The sequence below is a fragment of the Amycolatopsis sp. NPDC051106 genome, assembly GCF_040682775.1.
GTDB lineage: Bacteria > Actinomycetota > Actinomycetes > Mycobacteriales > Pseudonocardiaceae > Amycolatopsis.
On the sequence record NZ_JBFBBQ010000005.1, the window covers coordinates 108,648 to 125,890 of the forward strand.

At 71.2% G+C, this 17,243-nt stretch carries 16 protein-coding genes; 5 read left to right on the top strand and 11 right to left on the bottom strand.

All coding sequences use genetic code 11. The features are described from left to right. The first annotated feature begins 234 nt into the window (after positions 1 to 234). Positions 235 to 780, top strand: coding sequence for a cysteine dioxygenase family protein (locus AB0M83_RS06250; RefSeq protein ID WP_364513223.1), 546 nt, complete (start codon positions 235 to 237; stop codon positions 778 to 780). Further along, on the top strand, positions 777 to 1,172 hold the full coding sequence (locus AB0M83_RS06255; RefSeq protein WP_364513224.1) for a rhodanese-like domain-containing protein: 396 nt from the start codon (positions 777 to 779) through the stop codon (positions 1,170 to 1,172). Before AB0M83_RS06250 ends, AB0M83_RS06255 begins: the two co-directional genes overlap by 4 nt. Before the next feature lie 255 nt (positions 1,173 to 1,427). Here AB0M83_RS06255 and AB0M83_RS06260 read toward each other — a convergent pair whose 3' ends face one another. Both AB0M83_RS06260 and glgP read right to left on the bottom strand, forming a co-directional pair. Next, complete coding sequence (locus AB0M83_RS06260; protein ID WP_364513226.1) at positions 1,428 to 2,414, bottom strand: LLM class F420-dependent oxidoreductase; 987 nt, start codon at positions 2,412 to 2,414, stop codon at positions 1,428 to 1,430. A 102-nt stretch (positions 2,415 to 2,516) separates the two neighbouring features. Continuing rightward, positions 2,517 to 5,045 carry an alpha-glucan family phosphorylase gene (gene glgP / locus AB0M83_RS06265; RefSeq protein WP_364513229.1) on the bottom strand — a complete coding sequence of 843 codons (2,529 nt, stop codon included), beginning with the start codon at positions 5,043 to 5,045 and terminating at the stop codon, positions 2,517 to 2,519. 133 nt (positions 5,046 to 5,178) lie between these two features. Between glgP and AB0M83_RS06270 the strand changes: the two genes are divergently transcribed. Next, entirely contained in the window at positions 5,179 to 6,612 is a 1,434-nt protein-coding gene (locus tag AB0M83_RS06270; RefSeq protein WP_364513231.1) for a neutral zinc metallopeptidase, read from the top strand. 46 nt (positions 6,613 to 6,658) lie between these two features. On the opposite strand, the gene AB0M83_RS06275 is transcribed toward AB0M83_RS06270, so the two are convergent. After that, a complete protein-coding gene (locus AB0M83_RS06275) occupies positions 6,659 to 7,636 on the bottom strand; it encodes a tetratricopeptide repeat protein (protein ID WP_364513233.1) in 978 nt (325 codons plus the stop codon). A gap of 92 nt (positions 7,637 to 7,728) precedes the next feature. Here AB0M83_RS06275 and AB0M83_RS06280 point away from each other — a divergent pair, with 92 nt between their 5' ends. Next, entirely contained in the window at positions 7,729 to 8,136 is a 408-nt protein-coding gene (locus tag AB0M83_RS06280) for a hypothetical protein (RefSeq protein ID WP_364513236.1), read from the top strand. A 97-nt stretch (positions 8,137 to 8,233) separates the two neighbouring features. On the opposite strand, the gene AB0M83_RS06285 is transcribed toward AB0M83_RS06280, so the two are convergent. Further along, positions 8,234 to 8,536, bottom strand: coding sequence for a thiamine-binding protein (locus tag AB0M83_RS06285; RefSeq protein ID WP_364513239.1), 303 nt, complete (start codon positions 8,534 to 8,536; stop codon positions 8,234 to 8,236). 77 nt (positions 8,537 to 8,613) lie between these two features. On the opposite strand from AB0M83_RS06285, the gene AB0M83_RS06290 reads away from it, so the two are divergent. Then, positions 8,614 to 9,114, top strand: coding sequence for a MarR family transcriptional regulator (locus AB0M83_RS06290; RefSeq protein ID WP_364513242.1), 501 nt, complete (start codon positions 8,614 to 8,616; stop codon positions 9,112 to 9,114). 57 nt (positions 9,115 to 9,171) lie between these two features. Here the strand turns inward: AB0M83_RS06290 and AB0M83_RS06295 are convergent, their stop codons facing one another. From AB0M83_RS06295 to AB0M83_RS06325, 7 genes are all read right to left on the bottom strand, one after another. After that, on the bottom strand, positions 9,172 to 9,537 hold the full coding sequence (locus tag AB0M83_RS06295; protein ID WP_364513245.1) for a DUF3817 domain-containing protein: 366 nt from the start codon (positions 9,535 to 9,537) through the stop codon (positions 9,172 to 9,174). Positions 9,538 to 9,754: 217 nt separating this feature from the next. After that, a complete protein-coding gene (locus tag AB0M83_RS06300) occupies positions 9,755 to 12,142 on the bottom strand; it encodes a GH92 family glycosyl hydrolase (protein ID WP_364513247.1) in 2,388 nt (795 codons plus the stop codon). A gap of 102 nt (positions 12,143 to 12,244) precedes the next feature. Continuing rightward, positions 12,245 to 12,673, bottom strand: a complete 429-nt coding sequence (locus AB0M83_RS06305) for a hypothetical protein (protein ID WP_364513249.1) — start codon at positions 12,671 to 12,673, stop codon at positions 12,245 to 12,247. Then, positions 12,670 to 13,782 carry a hypothetical protein gene (locus tag AB0M83_RS06310; RefSeq protein ID WP_364513252.1) on the bottom strand — a complete coding sequence of 371 codons (1,113 nt, stop codon included), beginning with the start codon at positions 13,780 to 13,782 and terminating at the stop codon, positions 12,670 to 12,672. Before AB0M83_RS06310 ends, AB0M83_RS06305 begins: the two co-directional genes overlap by 4 nt. A gap of 11 nt (positions 13,783 to 13,793) precedes the next feature. Beyond that, positions 13,794 to 14,738: a hypothetical protein gene (locus AB0M83_RS06315; RefSeq protein ID WP_364513254.1), complete on the bottom strand. Its 945-nt coding sequence runs from the start codon at positions 14,736 to 14,738 to the stop codon at positions 13,794 to 13,796. A 22-nt stretch (positions 14,739 to 14,760) separates the two neighbouring features. After that, on the bottom strand, positions 14,761 to 15,630 hold the full coding sequence (locus AB0M83_RS06320) for a phage tail protein (protein ID WP_364513256.1): 870 nt from the start codon (positions 15,628 to 15,630) through the stop codon (positions 14,761 to 14,763). Then, positions 15,612 to 17,243 (bottom strand): hypothetical protein, encoded by a 1,632-nt coding sequence (locus AB0M83_RS06325; protein WP_364513258.1) that lies wholly within the window; start codon positions 17,241 to 17,243, stop codon positions 15,612 to 15,614. Before AB0M83_RS06325 ends, AB0M83_RS06320 begins: the two co-directional genes overlap by 19 nt.

The following is a 17,243-nucleotide window of genomic DNA, read 5'->3' on the forward strand; positions in this document are numbered from 1 at the left end:
AAGTGCCGTGCGCCACGCGGTTGTGGCAGGATCGCGACCATGTCAGCCGACGTGCACGCCACCCCGGTCACCCGGGGCTCGTTCTGGCGCCGTCGTGCGATCGACCTGCTCCTCGTCGCTTCGGCCGGGTGTACGCGGGCGCGGCTCCGCTGATCCGACGCGTCCCGGCGCGTGCGGGTGCGGTACCGCGCTGGTCCGTGTCCCGATCACCTTCGCGTCCGAGGAGCACCCGCGTTGACCACTTCGATCGTCCGTCCCGCCGTCGAGATCCACCCGCAGCTGACCGATCCGCTGCTGCCCGAGCTGCTGCACCCGTCGCGGCTGCTGTGGACGCCGCGTGAGCTGGCCGAGCTGACCGCCACCGTGACCACCGAGCTGACCGCGAGCGTCCAGAGCATCCTGCGGTTCGACGAGGACCGGCGCTGGTGGGCCCGGCTGGCCCTGACCGACGGCGTCGAGCTGTGGCTGCTGTCGTGGCTGCCCGGCCAGCACACGAAGCCGCACGACCACGGCGGCGCGGCCGGCTCGTTCACCGTCCTGCAGGGTGAAGTGGGCGAGGAGTACCGCTACCCCGGCGGCCCGATCCGGCGGCGCACGCACGTCGCCGGCGAAGGCATCGGCTTCGGCGCCGGTCGCGCCCACCAGGTCACCGGCATCGGCGACGTGCCGGCGGCGAGCGTCCACGCGTATTCGCCGCCGCTGGTGCCGACGCGGGAGTACGCGACACTCGCCGACGTCCCGGCCGAAATCCCGCCGCTGCCCGCTATCGTCCACGGATGAGCGCGATCGATTCGTTCCTGGAGCAGGCCCGCTCCGGCCTGGCCCGGGTCGGCCCGGCCCGGGCCCGCGAGCTGCAGGAGGCGGGCGCGCTGCTCGTCGACATCCGGCCCTTCGCGAACCGCCAGGCCGAGGGCGAGATCCCGGGCTCGGTGGTCGTCGAGCGGATCCACCTGGAGTGGCGGCTGGCACCGGACAGCGAGTGGCGGCTGCCCGGCGTGACGGCCGGCTCGACGGTGGTCGTGCTGTGCAACGAGGGGTATTCGTCGAGCCTGGCCGCGGCGGACCTGCAGCGGCTGGGGCTGGCGAACGCGACCGACCTCGAAGGGGGCTTTCGGGCGTGGGCGGAAGCCGGGCTGCCCGTGCAGACCGGCGGCAGCCCCGCGGTGCCTTAGGCCCGGGCAGGGTCCCGGCGAAGTCGGTTCGCCGGCGGGACTGGCTGCCACGGCGTTCGCCAGGGGCACCGATAGCTCACTTGAACGCAGTGAAAGACTCATTCATGGCGCCGGACGCCATGAATGAGTCATTCACTGCACCCGGATGTGGCCCCGGCTCCGGTCGATCGGGGCCGACCGGACAATCCGGGAAAGAGCTGGCCGGCGCCGAGTTGTCCACATCTCCGCTCGGCTGTGGACAACCAGGCCGGAGCGTCAGGCCAGCGCCGGCGCGACCTTCTCGGTGAACAGGTCGATGCCGGAGCGGTCGTACGCGGCTTCCGGGAAGTTGAAGATCGCGTACGACATGCCCAGCTCGCCCATCGCGGCGAGCTTCTCGGTGACCTGCTCCGGCGTGCCGGTGGTCGGGCTGTTCTCGAAGTTGCCGGCCCAGCGCTCGACCGCGTCGGCCTCGATGTACTTGCCGAGGTGGGACCTCAGCCAGGCCAGCTTGTCCTGCACGTCCTTCTCGGTCTCGCCGAGGACGATGTTGTGGTTGGCCGAGCGCACGATCGCGTCGTAGTCGGTGCCGACGTCCTTGCAGTGCTGCGCGAGGATCTCCGACTTGCGGGTGAACGTCTCGGGGTCGGCGGCGAAGTTCGTGTACTTCGCGTACTTCGCGGCGATCCGGAGGGTCTTCTTCTCGCCGCCGCCGGCGATCCACAGCGGGAGCCCGCCTTCCTGTGGCGGCAACGGGCGCAGGATCGCGCCGTCCGTCTGGTAATGCTTGCCGTCCAGAGTGGACTTCCCGGTGGTCCAGAGGTCGCGCATGATCTGCACGCCCTCGTCGAGCTGCCCGAGCCGGTCGCCGGCGCCGGGAAAGCCGTAGCCGTAAGCCCGCCACTCGTGCTCGTACCAGCCGGCGCCGATGCCCATCTCGACGCGGCCGCCGGAGATGAGGTCGGCGGTCGCGGCGACCTTCGCGAGGTAGGCCGGGTTCCGGTACCCCATGCAGGTGCACATCTGCCCGAGCCGCACGGTGTCGGTCGCGGCGGCGAACGCCGAGATCAGCGACCAGGCCTCGTGCGTGGCCTCCTCGGTCGGGACCGGCACGGTGTGGAAGTGGTCGTAGACCCAGATCGATTCGAAGGGCCCGGCTTCCGCGTGCTTCGCGAGGCCGAGCATGGTCTTCCAGTGGTCCGCGGGGTCGATGCCGGCGAGGTCGAGCCGCCACCCCTGCGGGACGAAGATTCCGAAGCGCATGCGTCCAACCTAACGCGGGCGACACGAGAGCGCGGCGTGATTTCCGGTCGGCCCGAGGTGGAGTAACTCCAGGTCAGTCCGGTTTCCCGGAGTGACTCCAGCTCAGGCCAGCACCACGCGCGCCAGCTCGGCCGGGGCCGCCAGCAGGCCGTGCTTCGGCAGCACCCGGACCGTGTAGCCGATCGACCCCGGCCGCGGCAGCTTCAGCCGGGCGGCGAACGCGCCGATGCCGTCCGCCGTCATCGGGACCGTGACCGCGTCACGCAGCTCGTCGTCGTCCGCGACCCGGCCGACCACCGCCTGGATGTCCACTTCGGACGGGTCGAGCCCGGCCAGGTCGATGCGCGCCCGGATCGTCACCTCCGTGCCGACCACCAGGGGCTCGGTCGCCTCCACCAGCAGCTCCGAGTCGAAGATCCGCAGCCGCGGCCACGACACCTCGAGCTTGGTGCGGTAGTCCGCCAGCGACAGGGCACCGCGGTAGCCGTCGCCGGTCGCCGCCGCAACCATGCGGGACGCCGGCAGGTAGCCGTTGTCGACGTACTCGCGGACCATCCGGGACGCCTGGACGCGCGGGCCGAGCGTCTCCAGCGTGTGCCACACCATCGACAACCAGCCGGTCGGGACGCCGTCGGGAGACCGGTCGTAGAACAGCGGCGAGATCTGCTGGCCGAGCAGCTCGTACAGCGCCGCGGCCTCGAGGTCGTCGCGGCGCAGGGGGTCGGTGACGCCGTCCGCGGTCGGGATCGCCCAGCCGTTGCTGCCGTCGTAGCACTCGTCCCACCAGCCGTCGCGGATGGAGAGGTTGAGTCCACCGTTCAAAGCGGACTTCATCCCCGACGTCCCGCACGCTTCCAGGGGCCGCACCGGGTTGTTCAGCCAGACGTCGCAGCCGCGGTAGAGGTACCGGGCCATCGACATGTCGTAGTCGGGCAGGAAGACGATCCGGTGCCGCACGTCCGCGCCGTCGACGAACCGGACGATCTGCTGGATCAGCTGCTTGCCGTTCTCGTCGGCCGGGTGCGACTTCCCGGCGACGACGACCTGGATGGGCCGGTCCTCGTGCAGCAGCAGCGTGCGCAGCCGCTCGGGGTCGCGCAGCATCAGCGTGAGCCGTTTGTACGTCGGGACGCGGCGGGCGAACCCGACGGTCAGCACGTCCGGGTCGAACACGGAGTCCACCCAGCCCAGCTCCAGCGGGGACGCGCCGCGCTGCAGCCACGCCGCCCGCACGCGGCGCCGCACCTCGTGCACGAGCTTCTCGCGCAGTTCGCGCCGCAGCCCCCACAGCTGGGCGTCGGAAACGCCGTCGCGGAGCGGCCCCTCGCCGACGTCGAGACCCCACTCGCGCCCGAGCAGCGTGCTCAGCTCCCGGGCCACCCACGTCGGGCCGTGGACGCCGTTGGTCACCGACGAGATCGGCACCTCGTCGTGGTCGAACCCGGGCCACAGCCGGGAGAACATCTTGCGCGTGACGCGCCCGTGGAGCTGGGAGACGCCGTTCGCGCGCTGCGCCAGCCGCAGGCCCATGTGCGCCATGTTGAACAGCCCGGGGTTGTCCTCGGCGCCGAGCGCGAGCACGCGGCGCGGGTCGATGTCCGGCACCAGGCGTCCGTCGTTGAAGTAGCGCTGCACGAGGTCCACCGGGAACCGGTCGATGCCCGCGCTGACCGGGGTGTGCGTGGTGAACAGCGTCCCGGCCCGGACCGCGGGCATGGCCTCGTCGAACGCGAGGCCGTCCGCCTGCACGATTTCGCGGGCGCGTTCGAGCCCGAGGAAGCCCGCGTGTCCCTCGTTCGTGTGAAACACCATCGGCTGCGGGTGACCGGTGATCTCGCAGTACTTCCGGACCGCGCGGAACCCGCCGATGCCGGCCAGGATCTCCTGCCGCAGCCGGTGGTCGGCGTCGCCGCCGTAGAGCCGGTCGGTGACGCCGCGCAGGTCCTCGTCGTTGGCCTCGGTGTCGGTGTCGAGCAGCAGCAGCGGCACCCGCCCGACGCGGGCCTGCCAGATCTGCGCGCACAGCTCGCGCCCGCCCGGCATCGCGACGCCGATGAGCACCGGGCGCCCGCCGACGGTCAGCAGCTCGAGGGGGAACGCGTTCGGGTCGATCACCGGGTAGTGCTCGACCTGCCAGCCGTCGAGCGACAGCGACTGCCGGAAGTAGCCGTTGCGGTAGAGCAGCCCGACGCCGACCATCGGCACGCCCAGGTCGGACGCGGCCTTGAGGTGGTCGCCGGCCAGCACGCCGAGGCCGCCGGAATAGTTCGGCAGCGCTTCGGTGACGCCGAACTCCATTGAGAAGTAGGCGACCGCGGGCGGCAGGTCGGCGTCGTCACGCTGCTGGTACCAGCGCGGCTCCGAGAGGTACTTGTCGAGGTCCTCGGCCGCGGCTCTCGCGCGTTCGAGGAAGTCGTCGGCGACGGCGAGCTCGTCGAGGCGCGACGGCGGCAGCGCGGTGAGCATCCGCAGCGGGTCGCGCACGGCGTTGAACAGCTCGGCGTCCATCGACGCGAACAGGTCGCGCGTCGGGGGGTGCCACGTCCAGCGCAGGTTGGTGGCCAGCGCGCCCAGGCCGGACAACGACTCCGGGAGACTGGCGCGGACGGTGAACCGGCGGACTGCACGCATGGGAAGCGACGATATCGGGCCGAGGTCTCGCCTGCGCAGGGAGTAGTTCGGGGATAACGTGCACGCTCCGCGTATGCCCTGGGTATGGTCCTGCCCGTCGGGTACCGGGTGGGCACGAGAGCGAGTGAACAGAATGATCCGAGGGGGAGGACGGCGCGCGCTGGTCGCGTTGCTGGCCGTCGCGGCGGTCGCCGTGAGCGGGTGCGACAGCAAGGGCGGCGCGAGCGGGGACCCGGCCAAGGACACCGGCGCCGGGTCGGTCGCCGGGCTGCCGGTGACGCACTTCGAGAGCGGCCTCAAGCCGGACGCGCCCACGCCGACCATCGACGTCAAGAACGCCGACGGCGGGGAAGACGACAAGCTCGCCACCGCCGCGATCGACGACGTCCAGACGTACTGGAACGAGCGGCTGCCCGCCGACTTCGGGGAGCAGTTCGAGCCGGTGAAGTCGCTGCTGTCCTACGACTCGCAGACCGACACCGAGAAGACCGGCTGCGGCAGCGTCAAGAAGCTCGTGAACGCGTTCTACTGCTCGGTCGACGACTCGGTGGCGTGGGACCGCGGGGTGCTGCTGCCGATGCTGCGCCAGCGGTTCGGGCCGATGTCCGTGGTCGTCGTGCTGGCGCACGAGTTCGGCCACGCCGTCCAGTACCGGCTCGGCGACAAGGCCAACATGACCAAGAGCACCCCGACCGTCGTGAAGGAGCAGCAGGCCGACTGCTTCGCCGGCGGCTACTTCCGCTGGGTCGCCGAGGACAAGAGCAAGTACTACCGGGTGTCCACGTCCGAGGGCCTGAACCAGGTGATGGCGGCGATGTTCCTGATCCGCGACCAGGCGGGCACCAGCGGCGCCGACCGCGGCGCGCACGGCACGGCGTTCGACCGCACCTTCGCGTTCCAGACCGGGTTCGAGAAGGGCCCGAAGGAGTGCGCGGCGATGAACGCCGAGAACGTCAAGGCCCGGCTCACCGAGCGCCCGTTCGACAAGGGCGACACCGGCAAGGGCGACGCGAAGTTCACCGACCAGGCCGTCGACCTGCTGAAGAAGAGCCTCGACGAGGCGTTCAAGGGCGCCGGGGTGGCCGCGCCGGAGATCACCGACGGCGGCAGCTGCCAGACCACGCCGCCGGCGTCGTACTGCCCCGCCGACAACACGGTGAGCATCGACCTGGCGAAGCTGTCGCAGCTGGCCCAGCCGATCGACCGCGAGGCCGAGATGAAGGGCGAGGACCCGGGCGGCATGGGCGACTTCGCGGCGTTCTCGGAGGTCGCTTCGCGGTACGCGCTGGGCATCCAGAAGGGCGTCGGCGCGTCGATCGACAACGCGAACGCGGGGCTGCGCACGGCGTGCCTGGTGGGCGCGTGGGCGGCGTTCACGAACCGGCCGGGCGACCTGCGGCTGTCGGCGGGCGACCTCGACGAAGCGATCGCGGACCTGCTGCAGCCGGAGAGCCTGATCTCGGCGGACGTCAACGGGAAACGCCCGGACAGCGGTTTCGACCGCGTCGAATCGCTGCGCCGCGGATACCTCGAAGGCTCGTCGGTCTGCTCGAAGCAGTACGCCTGAGTTCACGAAAAGGCCCCCACCGCGGTGGGGGCCTTTTTCACGCGTTCTAGAAGAGGGCGCTGGCCAGGTCGCGACGGGCCTTCATGACGCGGTCGTCGGCCGGGTCGAACAGGTCGAACAGGGCCACCAGGTGCTCGCGGACCTTGTTGCGGTCGTCGCCCGCCGTGCGGCGGACCGTGTCGATCAGGCGCTTGAAGCCCGCCTCCACGTTGTTCTCCGCGATCTCCAGGTCGGCCGCGTCGAGCTGGGCGGCCAGGTCCGACGGGTCCGCGTCGGCCTTCGCGCGCGCCTCGGGGTCGGCGTTCTCCGCGCGGGCGGTGAACTTGACCTGGGCCAGAGCGTTCTTCGCCAGCTCGTTCGCCGGCTCGACGTCGAGGATGCGCTCGTAGGCGGCCTGGGCGGCGGCGAAGTCGCCCCGCTCGAAGGCCTCTTCCGCCTCGGTGAAGCGCGGGTCCTCGGGCTCCTCGACCGGGCCGCCGCCGTTGGCCTCGGCCTCGCGGATCGCCGGGAGCTTGTCGCGCAGGGCCTCGAGCAGCGCGTTGATCCACTTGCGGATCTCGGGCTCGGGCAGCGCGCCGGAGAAGGCGTCGACCGGCTGGCCGCCACCGATGGCGACGATCGTCGGGATGGACTGCGCACCGAAGAGCTGCGCGATGCGGGGGTTCGCGTCGACGTCGACCTTCGCGACGACCCAGGCGCCGCCGGACTCGGCGGCCATCCGCTCCAGCACCGGGGACAGCTGCTTGCACGGGCCGCACCACTCGGCCCACAGATCGACGATCACCAGCTGGTGCAGGGACCGCTCCACGACCTCGGCCTGGAAAGTGGCTTCGGTGACATCGATCACGGCCTCGGACGAACCCGGGGCGGGCGGCGACGCGTCGCCACCGGGCGGGCCGGCCGACGGGGCCGGCTGCCTCTGCGCCGATTCGGCGCGGGCCTTGAGCGCGGACAGGTCGACCGCGCCGGAAAGGGCGGCGGACAGGGCCGCTGACTTCGCTGCAGATCCGCGTGGCTGTGTCACGCTTCCATCCTGGCACGCGGGCCGGATGGTTTCACCGGGTGCCCCGGCCGGTCCGCTTGGCAGGACGGCGCCGCTTGGGGCAGGCTCGCCGGGTGCACATCCGGCGTGACGTGAAGGTGGGCCTGTCCGTCGCGGCCGCCGTCGTCTGGATCGGCGCGGTGACGCTGCTCATCGTGCACGAACCGGACCCGGGCGCCGCTTCGCCCGCGGAGCTGCGCGACCGGCTCGTGGCGGCACTGTCCGGACACGACGCCGACGCCTTCGCCGGTCTGCTCGACTACCCGGGATCCGGCGGCGACGACTTCGCGAAGGACTACGTCACGGTGCTGGCGGACCAAGGCGTCCACGACGTGCGGGTGGAGCTGGGTCCGGACGCGGCGGCGCCCTCTCGCGCCACGGTGACGGGCGCGCTCGGCGACGGCAAGCCGTTCAGCTACCCGCTGACGGTGACGACCGAAGACGGCCGCTGGACGGTCGCTTTCACCCCGCCGCTCCCCTGACCCGAGCGCCCCAATGTGGCCTTGGTTGCGTCTCACGCACCGAAGGCCGCCTTGGGTGCGTCTGACGCACCGAAGGCCACATTGGGGCGCTGGGGACTCAGGAGTCGCGGAGGTGGGCTTCGATGCGGTCCACCTTGGCTTCGAGCTGGTCGGAGAAGCCGGGGCGGATGTCCGCTTTCAGGACCAGCCCGACCCGCGCCGAGCCCTCCCCCGCGGCCTCGACCGCGCGCTTCACGACGTCCATCACTTCGTCCCACTCGCCTTCCACGTTCGTGAACATGGCGTTGGTCGAGTTGGGCAGGCCGGACTCGCGGACCACCTTCACCGCGCGGGCGACGGCTTCGCTGACCCCGCCGTCGGGCTCCCCGCCGGACGGGCTCACGCTGAACGCGACGATCATGTCGGAAGTCCCTTCTTCGGTGTTCTTTCCGCCGGTCGGGCGACACCCGCCGGTACCCGCTGGTAACTTCGCGTGTCATGAACCGTCCGCTGCCGTTCGACCCGATCGCCCGTGCGGCACAGCTCTGGGAGGCCCGGATCGGGCCCTCCGGCACCATGGCCGCGGTCACCGGCGTGATGCGGGTCCAGCAGATCATCCAGTCCGCGGTGGACGGTGCGCTCAAGCCACACGGCCTGACCTTCGCCCGGTACGAAGCGCTGGTGCTGCTCACCTTCGCCCGCGCCGCCAGCCTGCCGATGCGGGTGATGGGCGAGCGGCTCCAGCTGCACCCCACCAGTGTCACCAACATAGTCGACCGGCTGGAACGCGACGGGCTCGTGAAGCGCGTCCCGCACCCGACCGACCGGCGCACGACGCTCGTCGAGATCACCGACGAAGGCCGCAAGCGCCGCGAGTCCGCGACCGTCGCCGTCAACGACATCGGCTTCGGGCTGACCGGGCTCACCGACCGGCAGACCGAGCAGCTCACCGACCTGCTGACGAAGGTGCGCCGGGCGGCCGGCGACTTCACCGAATAGCCGCGAACGAGAAAAGGGCCCGCGCCGGAGCGCGGGCCCTTTTCTCACATTCCGGGATCAGACGGCGACCGGCTCCTGGACCTGGAACAGGCCGACACCGCCGTGGGACAGCCGCTGCGGGCCGTCGAGCTTGCCGTTGCGCAGCGCCCACTTCTCGAACAGCCACGTGAACAGCGGCGGGATGCTCGCGAGCAGGGCGAGGACCAGCGTCTTCGGGCGCCAGCCGAGCGGCTTCGCCACGGACAGGGAGACGACCACGTAGAGGACGAAGATCACGCCGTGCACCATGCCGACGACGGGCACGCCGCCCTCGCCGGAGGAGTGCACGACGTACTTGAGGAACATCCCGACAAGCAGCGCCGCCCAGGACAGGGCTTCGGCTACTGCGGCCACGCGGAACACTAGAGCGGCCTTGCTGGACACTTCTTCCTCCTGTGGGGTCTCACCACGTTTTGGTCGTGACATGACAAACGTCCGACGGCACCGTCCACGGCGGACTGCCTGTGGACGTCAACGGCGCTGTCGGACGTGCTGATACCCAGTGTGAGGCGTGATGGCCCTCACGGGAACACCGGGGCCCGTGACGATGCTCACGGCCGTGGTCCACTGTGGTCTGAACCACGGCCGTGAGCGTCCGCGCCTATTCCGCGCAGGGCGAAACCGGTGCGGAGGACGGTGACGTCCCCCACGTGGCCGCCGCGGCGTCGGCGGTCAGGCGGAAGCCGAGCGTCGTGCCCCGCTTCAGCTGGTCCACGTTGACGTACACCCGGTCACTCGCCTTCGAGCCGACCTCGAGGCCCGAAACGTACTGCAGCTTCGAGCCGTCCGCGCCGGGCGCCTCGATCGTGACGTCACGGCCGTTCTCCAGGTGCAGCACGGACTTCGCGAACCGCGGCGCGTTCAGCACGAAATTCCCAGTCCCTGGGACGGCGGGGTAGAGACCGAGGGCGCTGAAGACGTACCAGGCCGACATCGTGCCGAGGTCGTCGTTCCCGGTGACGCCGTTGGGCGCGTTGGTGAACAGCGTGTGCGCCGCCCGCACGACCGTCGACGTCTTGGCCGGCTGCCCGGTGAGCGCGTACATCCACGGCGAGTGCAGGTCGGGCTCGTTGTTGGGGTTGTAGCGGAACTGGTCGTAGTAGTCGTACGGGCCGACGACCCAGTTCTCACGGACCGCCGTCGCGGGGTTCTTCACCAGCTCGTCGTAGGCGAAGAAGTCGTCGAGCCGCTCGCCGGTGGCCGCCGGGCCGCCCATCCGCTGCGTCAGCCCGGGGACGTCCTGCTGGACCAGCCACTGGTACTGCCAGGCGGTGCCCTCGTGGAAGCCGTCCTGGCTCTGCGGGCTGTACGGCTTGTCCGCGGGAGTGAACCAGTCGCCGCCCGCGACCTTCGGCCGGAAGAAGCCGGTGAAACCGCGGTCGGTCTGCGTTTCGTCCCAGAGCGTCCGGTAGGTCCGGCCCTTCGCGGCCAGCGCGGCCGCGTCGTCCTTCTTGCCGAGCGCCGCGGCCATGACCGACAGCGAACAGTCACCGAGCGCGTACTCCAGGGTGGCCGACGCGCCGTGGTTCGGGTCGGTGTCCTGGCCCTTCTTCGGGAAGTCCGGGTCGTACTGCACGAAGCCGTCGGCCTGGTAACTCGCGTTGCCCGAACGACCCTGGAACGGTGACGACGCGGGCGGGATCTGCGTCGAGTTCTGCAGCAACGCCTGGTAAGCCTGCATCTCGTTGCCCGACAGCGCGCCGAACCGCCAAAGGTCCACCAGAAACGGCGTGACCGGGTCGCCGGTCATCGTGTTCGTCTCCTGGCTCGCGTACGCCCACCGCGGCAGCCAGCCGCCCTGGTCGTGGATGGCGAGGATGCTCTTCGCGATGTCCTTCGCGCGGTCCGGCTTCAGGAGCGCGAGGAGCTGGTTCTGCGTGCGGTAGGTGTCCCACAGCGAGAAGAAGTCGTAGTAGGTCCAGCCGACCGCGCGGTGGATCTTCTTGTCGAAGCCGTAGTAGCGGCCGTCGGCGTCGTTCGCCGTCAACGGCTGCAGCAGCGCGTGGTAGAGCGAGGTGTAGAACACCGTGCGGTCGTCGGTCGAGCCGCCCTTGATGTCCACACTGGACAGTTCCTTGCGCCAGGTGCGCTGGACATCGGCCTTGGCCGCGTCGAACGACCGGATGCGCTCAGCGGCCAGGTTCACCCGCGCGCCCTGCGCGTCCACCTGGGAGATCGCGGTGGTCGCCGTGACCTGTCCGCCGCCCGCGAAGGTCAGCCACGCGCCGCGCAGGCCCGCGCCACCGCTCGACTCGCGGCTGCCCGGGGTGCCGCCGGTCGGCGACCACGTGCCCGAAGACTTGAAGGGCTTGTCGAACTTCGTCGTGAAGTACGTCGTGTAGGCCTTGCCCCCGCAGAACGCCTGCGACTCCACGGTGCCTTCGACGGTCCGGTCGTCGACGACGCGGATGCTGCTGCCCGTCACGGGCTCCTTGTCGTTGGCCTGCCCGACGTTGACGAAGACGTTGGCGTCGCCGGGCTTCGTGAAGGTGTACCGCTCGACACCCGCGCGCGTGGCCGCGGTCGTCTCGACGTCGACACCGCCGTAGCCGGTCAGGTGGACCTTGTAGTAGCCGGGCTTGCCGACCTCGCCGTCGTGGGTGAACGGCGCCGCGTACACCTTTTGGTCGAAGGTGGCCGCCTTCGTGGTGTCGAACGCCTTGCCGGGACCGATCTCGCCGGTCGTCGGCAGCGTCGAGACAAGACCGCCCTGCTCCCAGCAGCCCGCACCGGACAGGAAGAAGTGCCCGAAGCCGCGGATCGCGGTGTCGGTGTAGCGGTAGCCGGCGTAGTGCGAGGTGATCGGGCTGACCTGCGTCATCCCGAACGGCGCCGAGGCACCGGGGAAGGTGTTCCCCTCGTCCTGCGTGCCGATGAACGTGTTGACGGCGTCCAGGGCATTCCCACCGGACGCTTCCGCGACGACGGGACTCACCCCCGTCGCCACCACGGCGAGCGCCAACGCGCCCGCCAGGACCTTGCTCTTCACTGAGCTTCCTCCTGCCAACGATGTCATCCTCCCGACACCTTCGGCAACGCCCGACGAACCGGTCAAGGGGGCGGTGAATACCTGTCTCGTTCCGGACAGCGGTCAGCCGGCGAGGGCGAAGGCCGTCACGCGCACCGATCCCGTCGCACCGGTCCGCCGCGCTTCGACCACCAGCTCGGCACTCGCGGCGACAGCGACTTCGTGGCGGCCGACGGCGCCGGTGACCGCGAAGGTTTCGGCCGCTTCACCGTCCACGACCACCCGCACCTCGCCTCCGGTGTCGGCCACGGCCTCGAGGACGACCACGAACGCGCCGGGCCGGGTGAGCAGCCGGACCAGCGGGGTCCAGCCGGCCGCGGCCGTTCCGGGCCAGTCCTGCGGCCGCGCGGGCTGGAAGGCCAGGACCGAAGCGGGCGCGGCCGCCGCGGCCGCGAACGCCGTGGTGTGGCGGGCACCTTCGAGCACACGCAGGCGCCGCTGCACCTCCCGCAGCAGCGTGACGAGGGTGTCCGGCTGGTTGACGCGGCTCACGACGGCTCCGGAAACGGTTCGACGGTCAACACGACCTCCTCCTGCCCGGCGTCGTCGCCGGGGGTGACCGACAGCCCGAGCAACCGGACGGTGACGTCGAGCTGGTCCCCGGCGAAGAACGGGTCGTCGACGACGATCCGCGCGTCGTCGCCGACCGAGTACGTCCCGACGACCGGGTCGAGATCGGCGCGCACGGTCAGCTCGGGCAGCACGACCGGCCGCCGCCGCGCCGCCAGCTCGCCGGCGACGTGCGCGGCGAGCATCCCGGCGTCGGTGGTGTCCACCGGCGCGGCCGCGGCTTCCAGCAACGGCCAGCCCGCCGCCGTCGCACCCGGGTCCGAGCGCACCGCCGGGACACCCCCGGAGCCGGCGTTCCCCATCCCGAGCACCCGGGTCGCCATGCTCGCGGCGTCGCTCGGCCAGACGAAGTCGACGAGGTTCGCGCCGTACTCCCAGACGTACGCGCGGTCCCCGCCCGGCAGCCCCAGGCGCGGGTACCCCAGCCGCAGCAGGCGTTCCGGCTGGCCGCTCTCGTCGTAGCGGACGTCGAAGGCGAAGTCGAAGCCGGTGTCGGTGTTGGCCAGGTCCCGCAGGACCTCCGCGACCGACTTCAGGTCCGCCGACGCGTAGCTCACCGTGCGCAGGACGCCGGAGCTCGCCGTGCCGGTCACCGCCACCCCGAGGTCACCGCTGTCGGCCGCCTGCGCGAGGTCCAGCAGCCCCCGCACGATCGCGAGCTGGTCGGTGGCGGTGAACGACACCGGCCGGGTCAGGTCCGCGGGGTCGAGGACCAGCCGGTGGTCGAAGTAGGACGCGAAGTCGGCGGCGGTCAGCTCCAGCACGCCGCCGGCCGCGCGGTACCGGCTGGTCCAGACGATGCCGCCCCACACCAGGTCGCCGTCGCGGTCGACGTAGAGCGCGGTGCGGCCCGGCTCGGCGAGCAGCCGCGGCTCCCGGATCCGGATCTCCGGGTCGTCGACCCGCAGCTGCCCGCGCAGTGTGCCGGTGTCGTTCAGCTTCTTGTCGAACTGCACGCCGGACAGCGGGAGTTCGTCGAGGATCGCGCCGGTGCGCAGGTCCGCGATCAGGTAGGTGTACGCCGTGCCCATGTGCGGCGCGCCTAGTAGGTGGAGAACGTGAGGCCGTCGAGGGAGAACCAGCCGGCGTTGCCCGTGGTCGCCATCACCTCACCGGTCGTCAGGATGTCCACGCGGCCGTGCGCGTCCGGGCTGGTGGAGTTGCCGAGCAGCCAGTGCGCGACCGGCCGGTAGCCGACCGGCAGGGTGAAGATCGGCTTGTCGAAGACGCCGGCCTTGACGAGGCCCCGCAGCCGCACCCAGCCGTCGTCCATCAGGGTGTAGGCGGCCGTGGTGTACCCGCTGCCGTAGTTGCCCCAGCTGTTCTGGAAGGTCGGCGCGTGCCAGGTGTCCCCTCGTGGCGCGCGGTAGGGCACCCACGCGGTGCCGCGCTTGCACAGCAGCACCCCGGTGTCGAGGCGGTAGACGAACTGGCTGCTGTGCGTGGTCGCGACCGGCGGCAGGTCGGCGTCCCCGCGCACCGGCAGGATCCCGCTCAGCGCGGCGGTGAACTGGCGCCGGTCGACCAGCGTCGGCGCGGTGCCCGCCGGCGGCACCTGCACCTCGGCCAGCACGAGCACCGGGGAGCCGCCCGGCGTCGGCCGGACCGGGCTCGCGGCGTTCTCCCCCGCGTAGACGTTGACCGCGAAGGCGCCGCCGACGATCTCGGCGACCACCAGGTCCACTCTGGACAGTGACGCGTGCGCCGCGCCGAACGGCAGCTCCTTCACCGCGTCCAGCGTGACGATGTAGGGGCCGTCGCCCGGCCGGGCGCGGTCGGCGAGCACGGCCTGGAACGGGTTGACGCGCAGCTTGTTCGACGCGATCGCGACCAGTCCGGGCGTGCCCGGCGAATCCCGGATGCCCGGCCGCGCCCGCAACGGGTCGAGCGCGTCGCCGGTCGCCTCCGCCTGCACCAGTGCGCCGGTGATCAACCGGGCTTCGGCCGAGTCGACGCCGTCGACCCACCCCGCGTGCCGTTCCGCCATCGCAAGCTCCCCTTCTCGCTCTTCAGATCCACGCGTCGCGCCAGCGGACGGTCAGCGTGCCCGCGTCGGCGTCGTCGAAAGCCTCGAACCCGATCGCCGTGCCGCCCGGCGGGAAGCCGAACCAGCTCGACCGCGGCTGCAGCACCGAACGGCGGGACGCCGTGCCGAGGAACACCGTGCGTGCGGCGGTGTCGACGGTCAGCACGTCCCCTTCGGCGAGGCTCAGCGAGAACGCGAGCCGTTCGCCGGTCGAATCGTTGCGGATCACCGGCTGCGTGCACGGGCCGGTGATCGTCCACACCGGACGGGTGGTCGCCGTACCGGCGTTCACGACCGCCAGCGAGCCGCCCTCCGAGTGCCCGAACACCAACGGCAACCGCAGCGGGAAGGTGATGCCCTGCCCGGGTTTCGGCAGCCCGCACGACAGTTCGTGGACGTCGGCGCCGTAGCGCAGCGGATCGGGCGCGGTGACCTGCAGGGACCAGTCGAAGCTCACCGGTGTGGTGTCGGAGACCTTCGTCCCGGCGGACAACCGGACCAGCGCGCGGCGGGTCACGGTGCGCTCCCGCACGACGAGCTCGGCCGGTGCCGAACCGTCCGCGAGGACGGCGGCGATCCGGTCCTTCGCCCGCTCGTGGGCATCTTCGTCGGGCGCGACGGCGGTACCCTCCAAGGTGATCACCCGCGCCGAGCGGAACGACGGCGCGTCGAAGGCGCCGTCGCGCTGCGGGCGGTCGGCGAGTTCGAGCCGCACGCCGGGCCCGGTCGACCAGCCGTCCTCTTTGGTCACCCACCACTCGACGCCGTCCGCGTCCACGACGTTGCCCGCCCAGCCGTCCACTTCGTAGACCGGCAGCGCCAGCGACACGGCACTCAGCGTTTCGCCGCCCATGCCACCTCCCGGGCCGCGACGCGGCCGATCTCGTATTCGGACTGGCCCGCCCGCGGGTGCACGTTCACGGTCACCGAGCCACCCGGCGCGGAGCGGGCGACCGGGCCCACGGCGGACGCCGCGACCGCCTTGGTCAGGTTCGCCACCGCGGGCCGGATCGTCGAGGAACCCGGCAGCGGCACCAGCCGGGTCATCGCCCCGGAGACCTGGTCGCCGCTCGCCTCGATGCCGACCGTCAGCCCGGCCCCGATGTTGCGGCCGATGTCGGCCATCACCTGCGACGGCGAGAAGATCTTGAGCACGCTCTTGATCGGGCCCGGGATCTTGTCGACGATGAAGTTCTTGATGGCGGAGAGGATGTTGCCCGCCATGTCGCGGATCCCGCCGATGAACCCTTCGATCAGCGACTTCCCCGCGCCGTAGAGCGTCTTCCCGATGTTGCCGAGGGCGGAGACGACCCGGCCGGGCAGCCCGCGCACGAACGAAACGACCCCGGAAATGGCGTTGCTCACCGCGGATTTGGCCTGGTCGAAGGCGTTCCGCACGATGCCGACCACCTGGCCGACGCCGCGGATCGTCGCGACGACCGTGCGGATCGCGCCGGTGACCACCGCCTTCACCGCGTTGAACACCGCCGTGACGACCGTGCGCACGATGGTGAAGTAAGTGGTGACGTAGGTGCGGATCACCGTGACCGCGACCTGGATGACCTTGGCGATGTAGGGCCACACCACCGCGACGACGCCGCGGATCGCGTTCACCGCCCCGAGCACGACGTTCTTCACGGCGGTGAAGACGGCGTTGACGATCGTGCGGAACGTGGTGCTGCGGTTGTAGGCCAGCACGACCGCCGCCACGAGCAGCGTGATCGCGGTGATGATCAGCCCGATCGGGTTGAGCCGCAGCACGACGTTGAGCAGTGCCTGCGCGATCGACCAGAGCCGGGTCGCGACGGCGACCACCTTCTGCGCGACGGCCATCGCCACCGTCCGGGCCGTCGCGATCACCGCCTGGACCGCGGTTTTCGCGTAGGCGACCGCGAGTTGCGCCAAGTTTCTGACCGCACCGGCGGCGGCCAAGGCCGTGCTCCGGGCCTGGGCGGCGAACCGGCCGATCGCCTGCCCCGCGCTCGTCGCGGCTTGGCGGGCGCTGTTCAGCCCTTGGGTGAGCGTGCCCCGCAGCGACGTCCCGAGGTCGCGAATCGCCCCTGGGGCGTTCTTCACCATGGACTTCAGGTCCGAGCCGAGCCGCCGCACCTCGACCGCGCTCTCCCGCAGTCCGGTGCGCAGGTCCTTGATGGCGCCCGGCAGCTCCCGCATCGCGGCCGCGGCGTCCTTGACCTGCCCGACGGTGTCCTGCACGGCGGTCGAAGCGGTGTTGATCGCGTCGGCGAACCCCACCACGTCGGTGACCGCCGCGGTCACCGCCGGGTGCGTCTCCTTGAACTTGGCGGTCATCTCGCCGAGTTCCTTGTTGACGTGCTCGGTGAACCCTTCGGTCAGCTTCGTCGCCGCGTCGGAGACGGCGTTCGTGATCGACTCGCGGATGCCGTCGATCAGCGCCGTCACCTGGGCCTGGGCCGCGTTGGTGATGGCCGACGTCGGCTGCGTCAC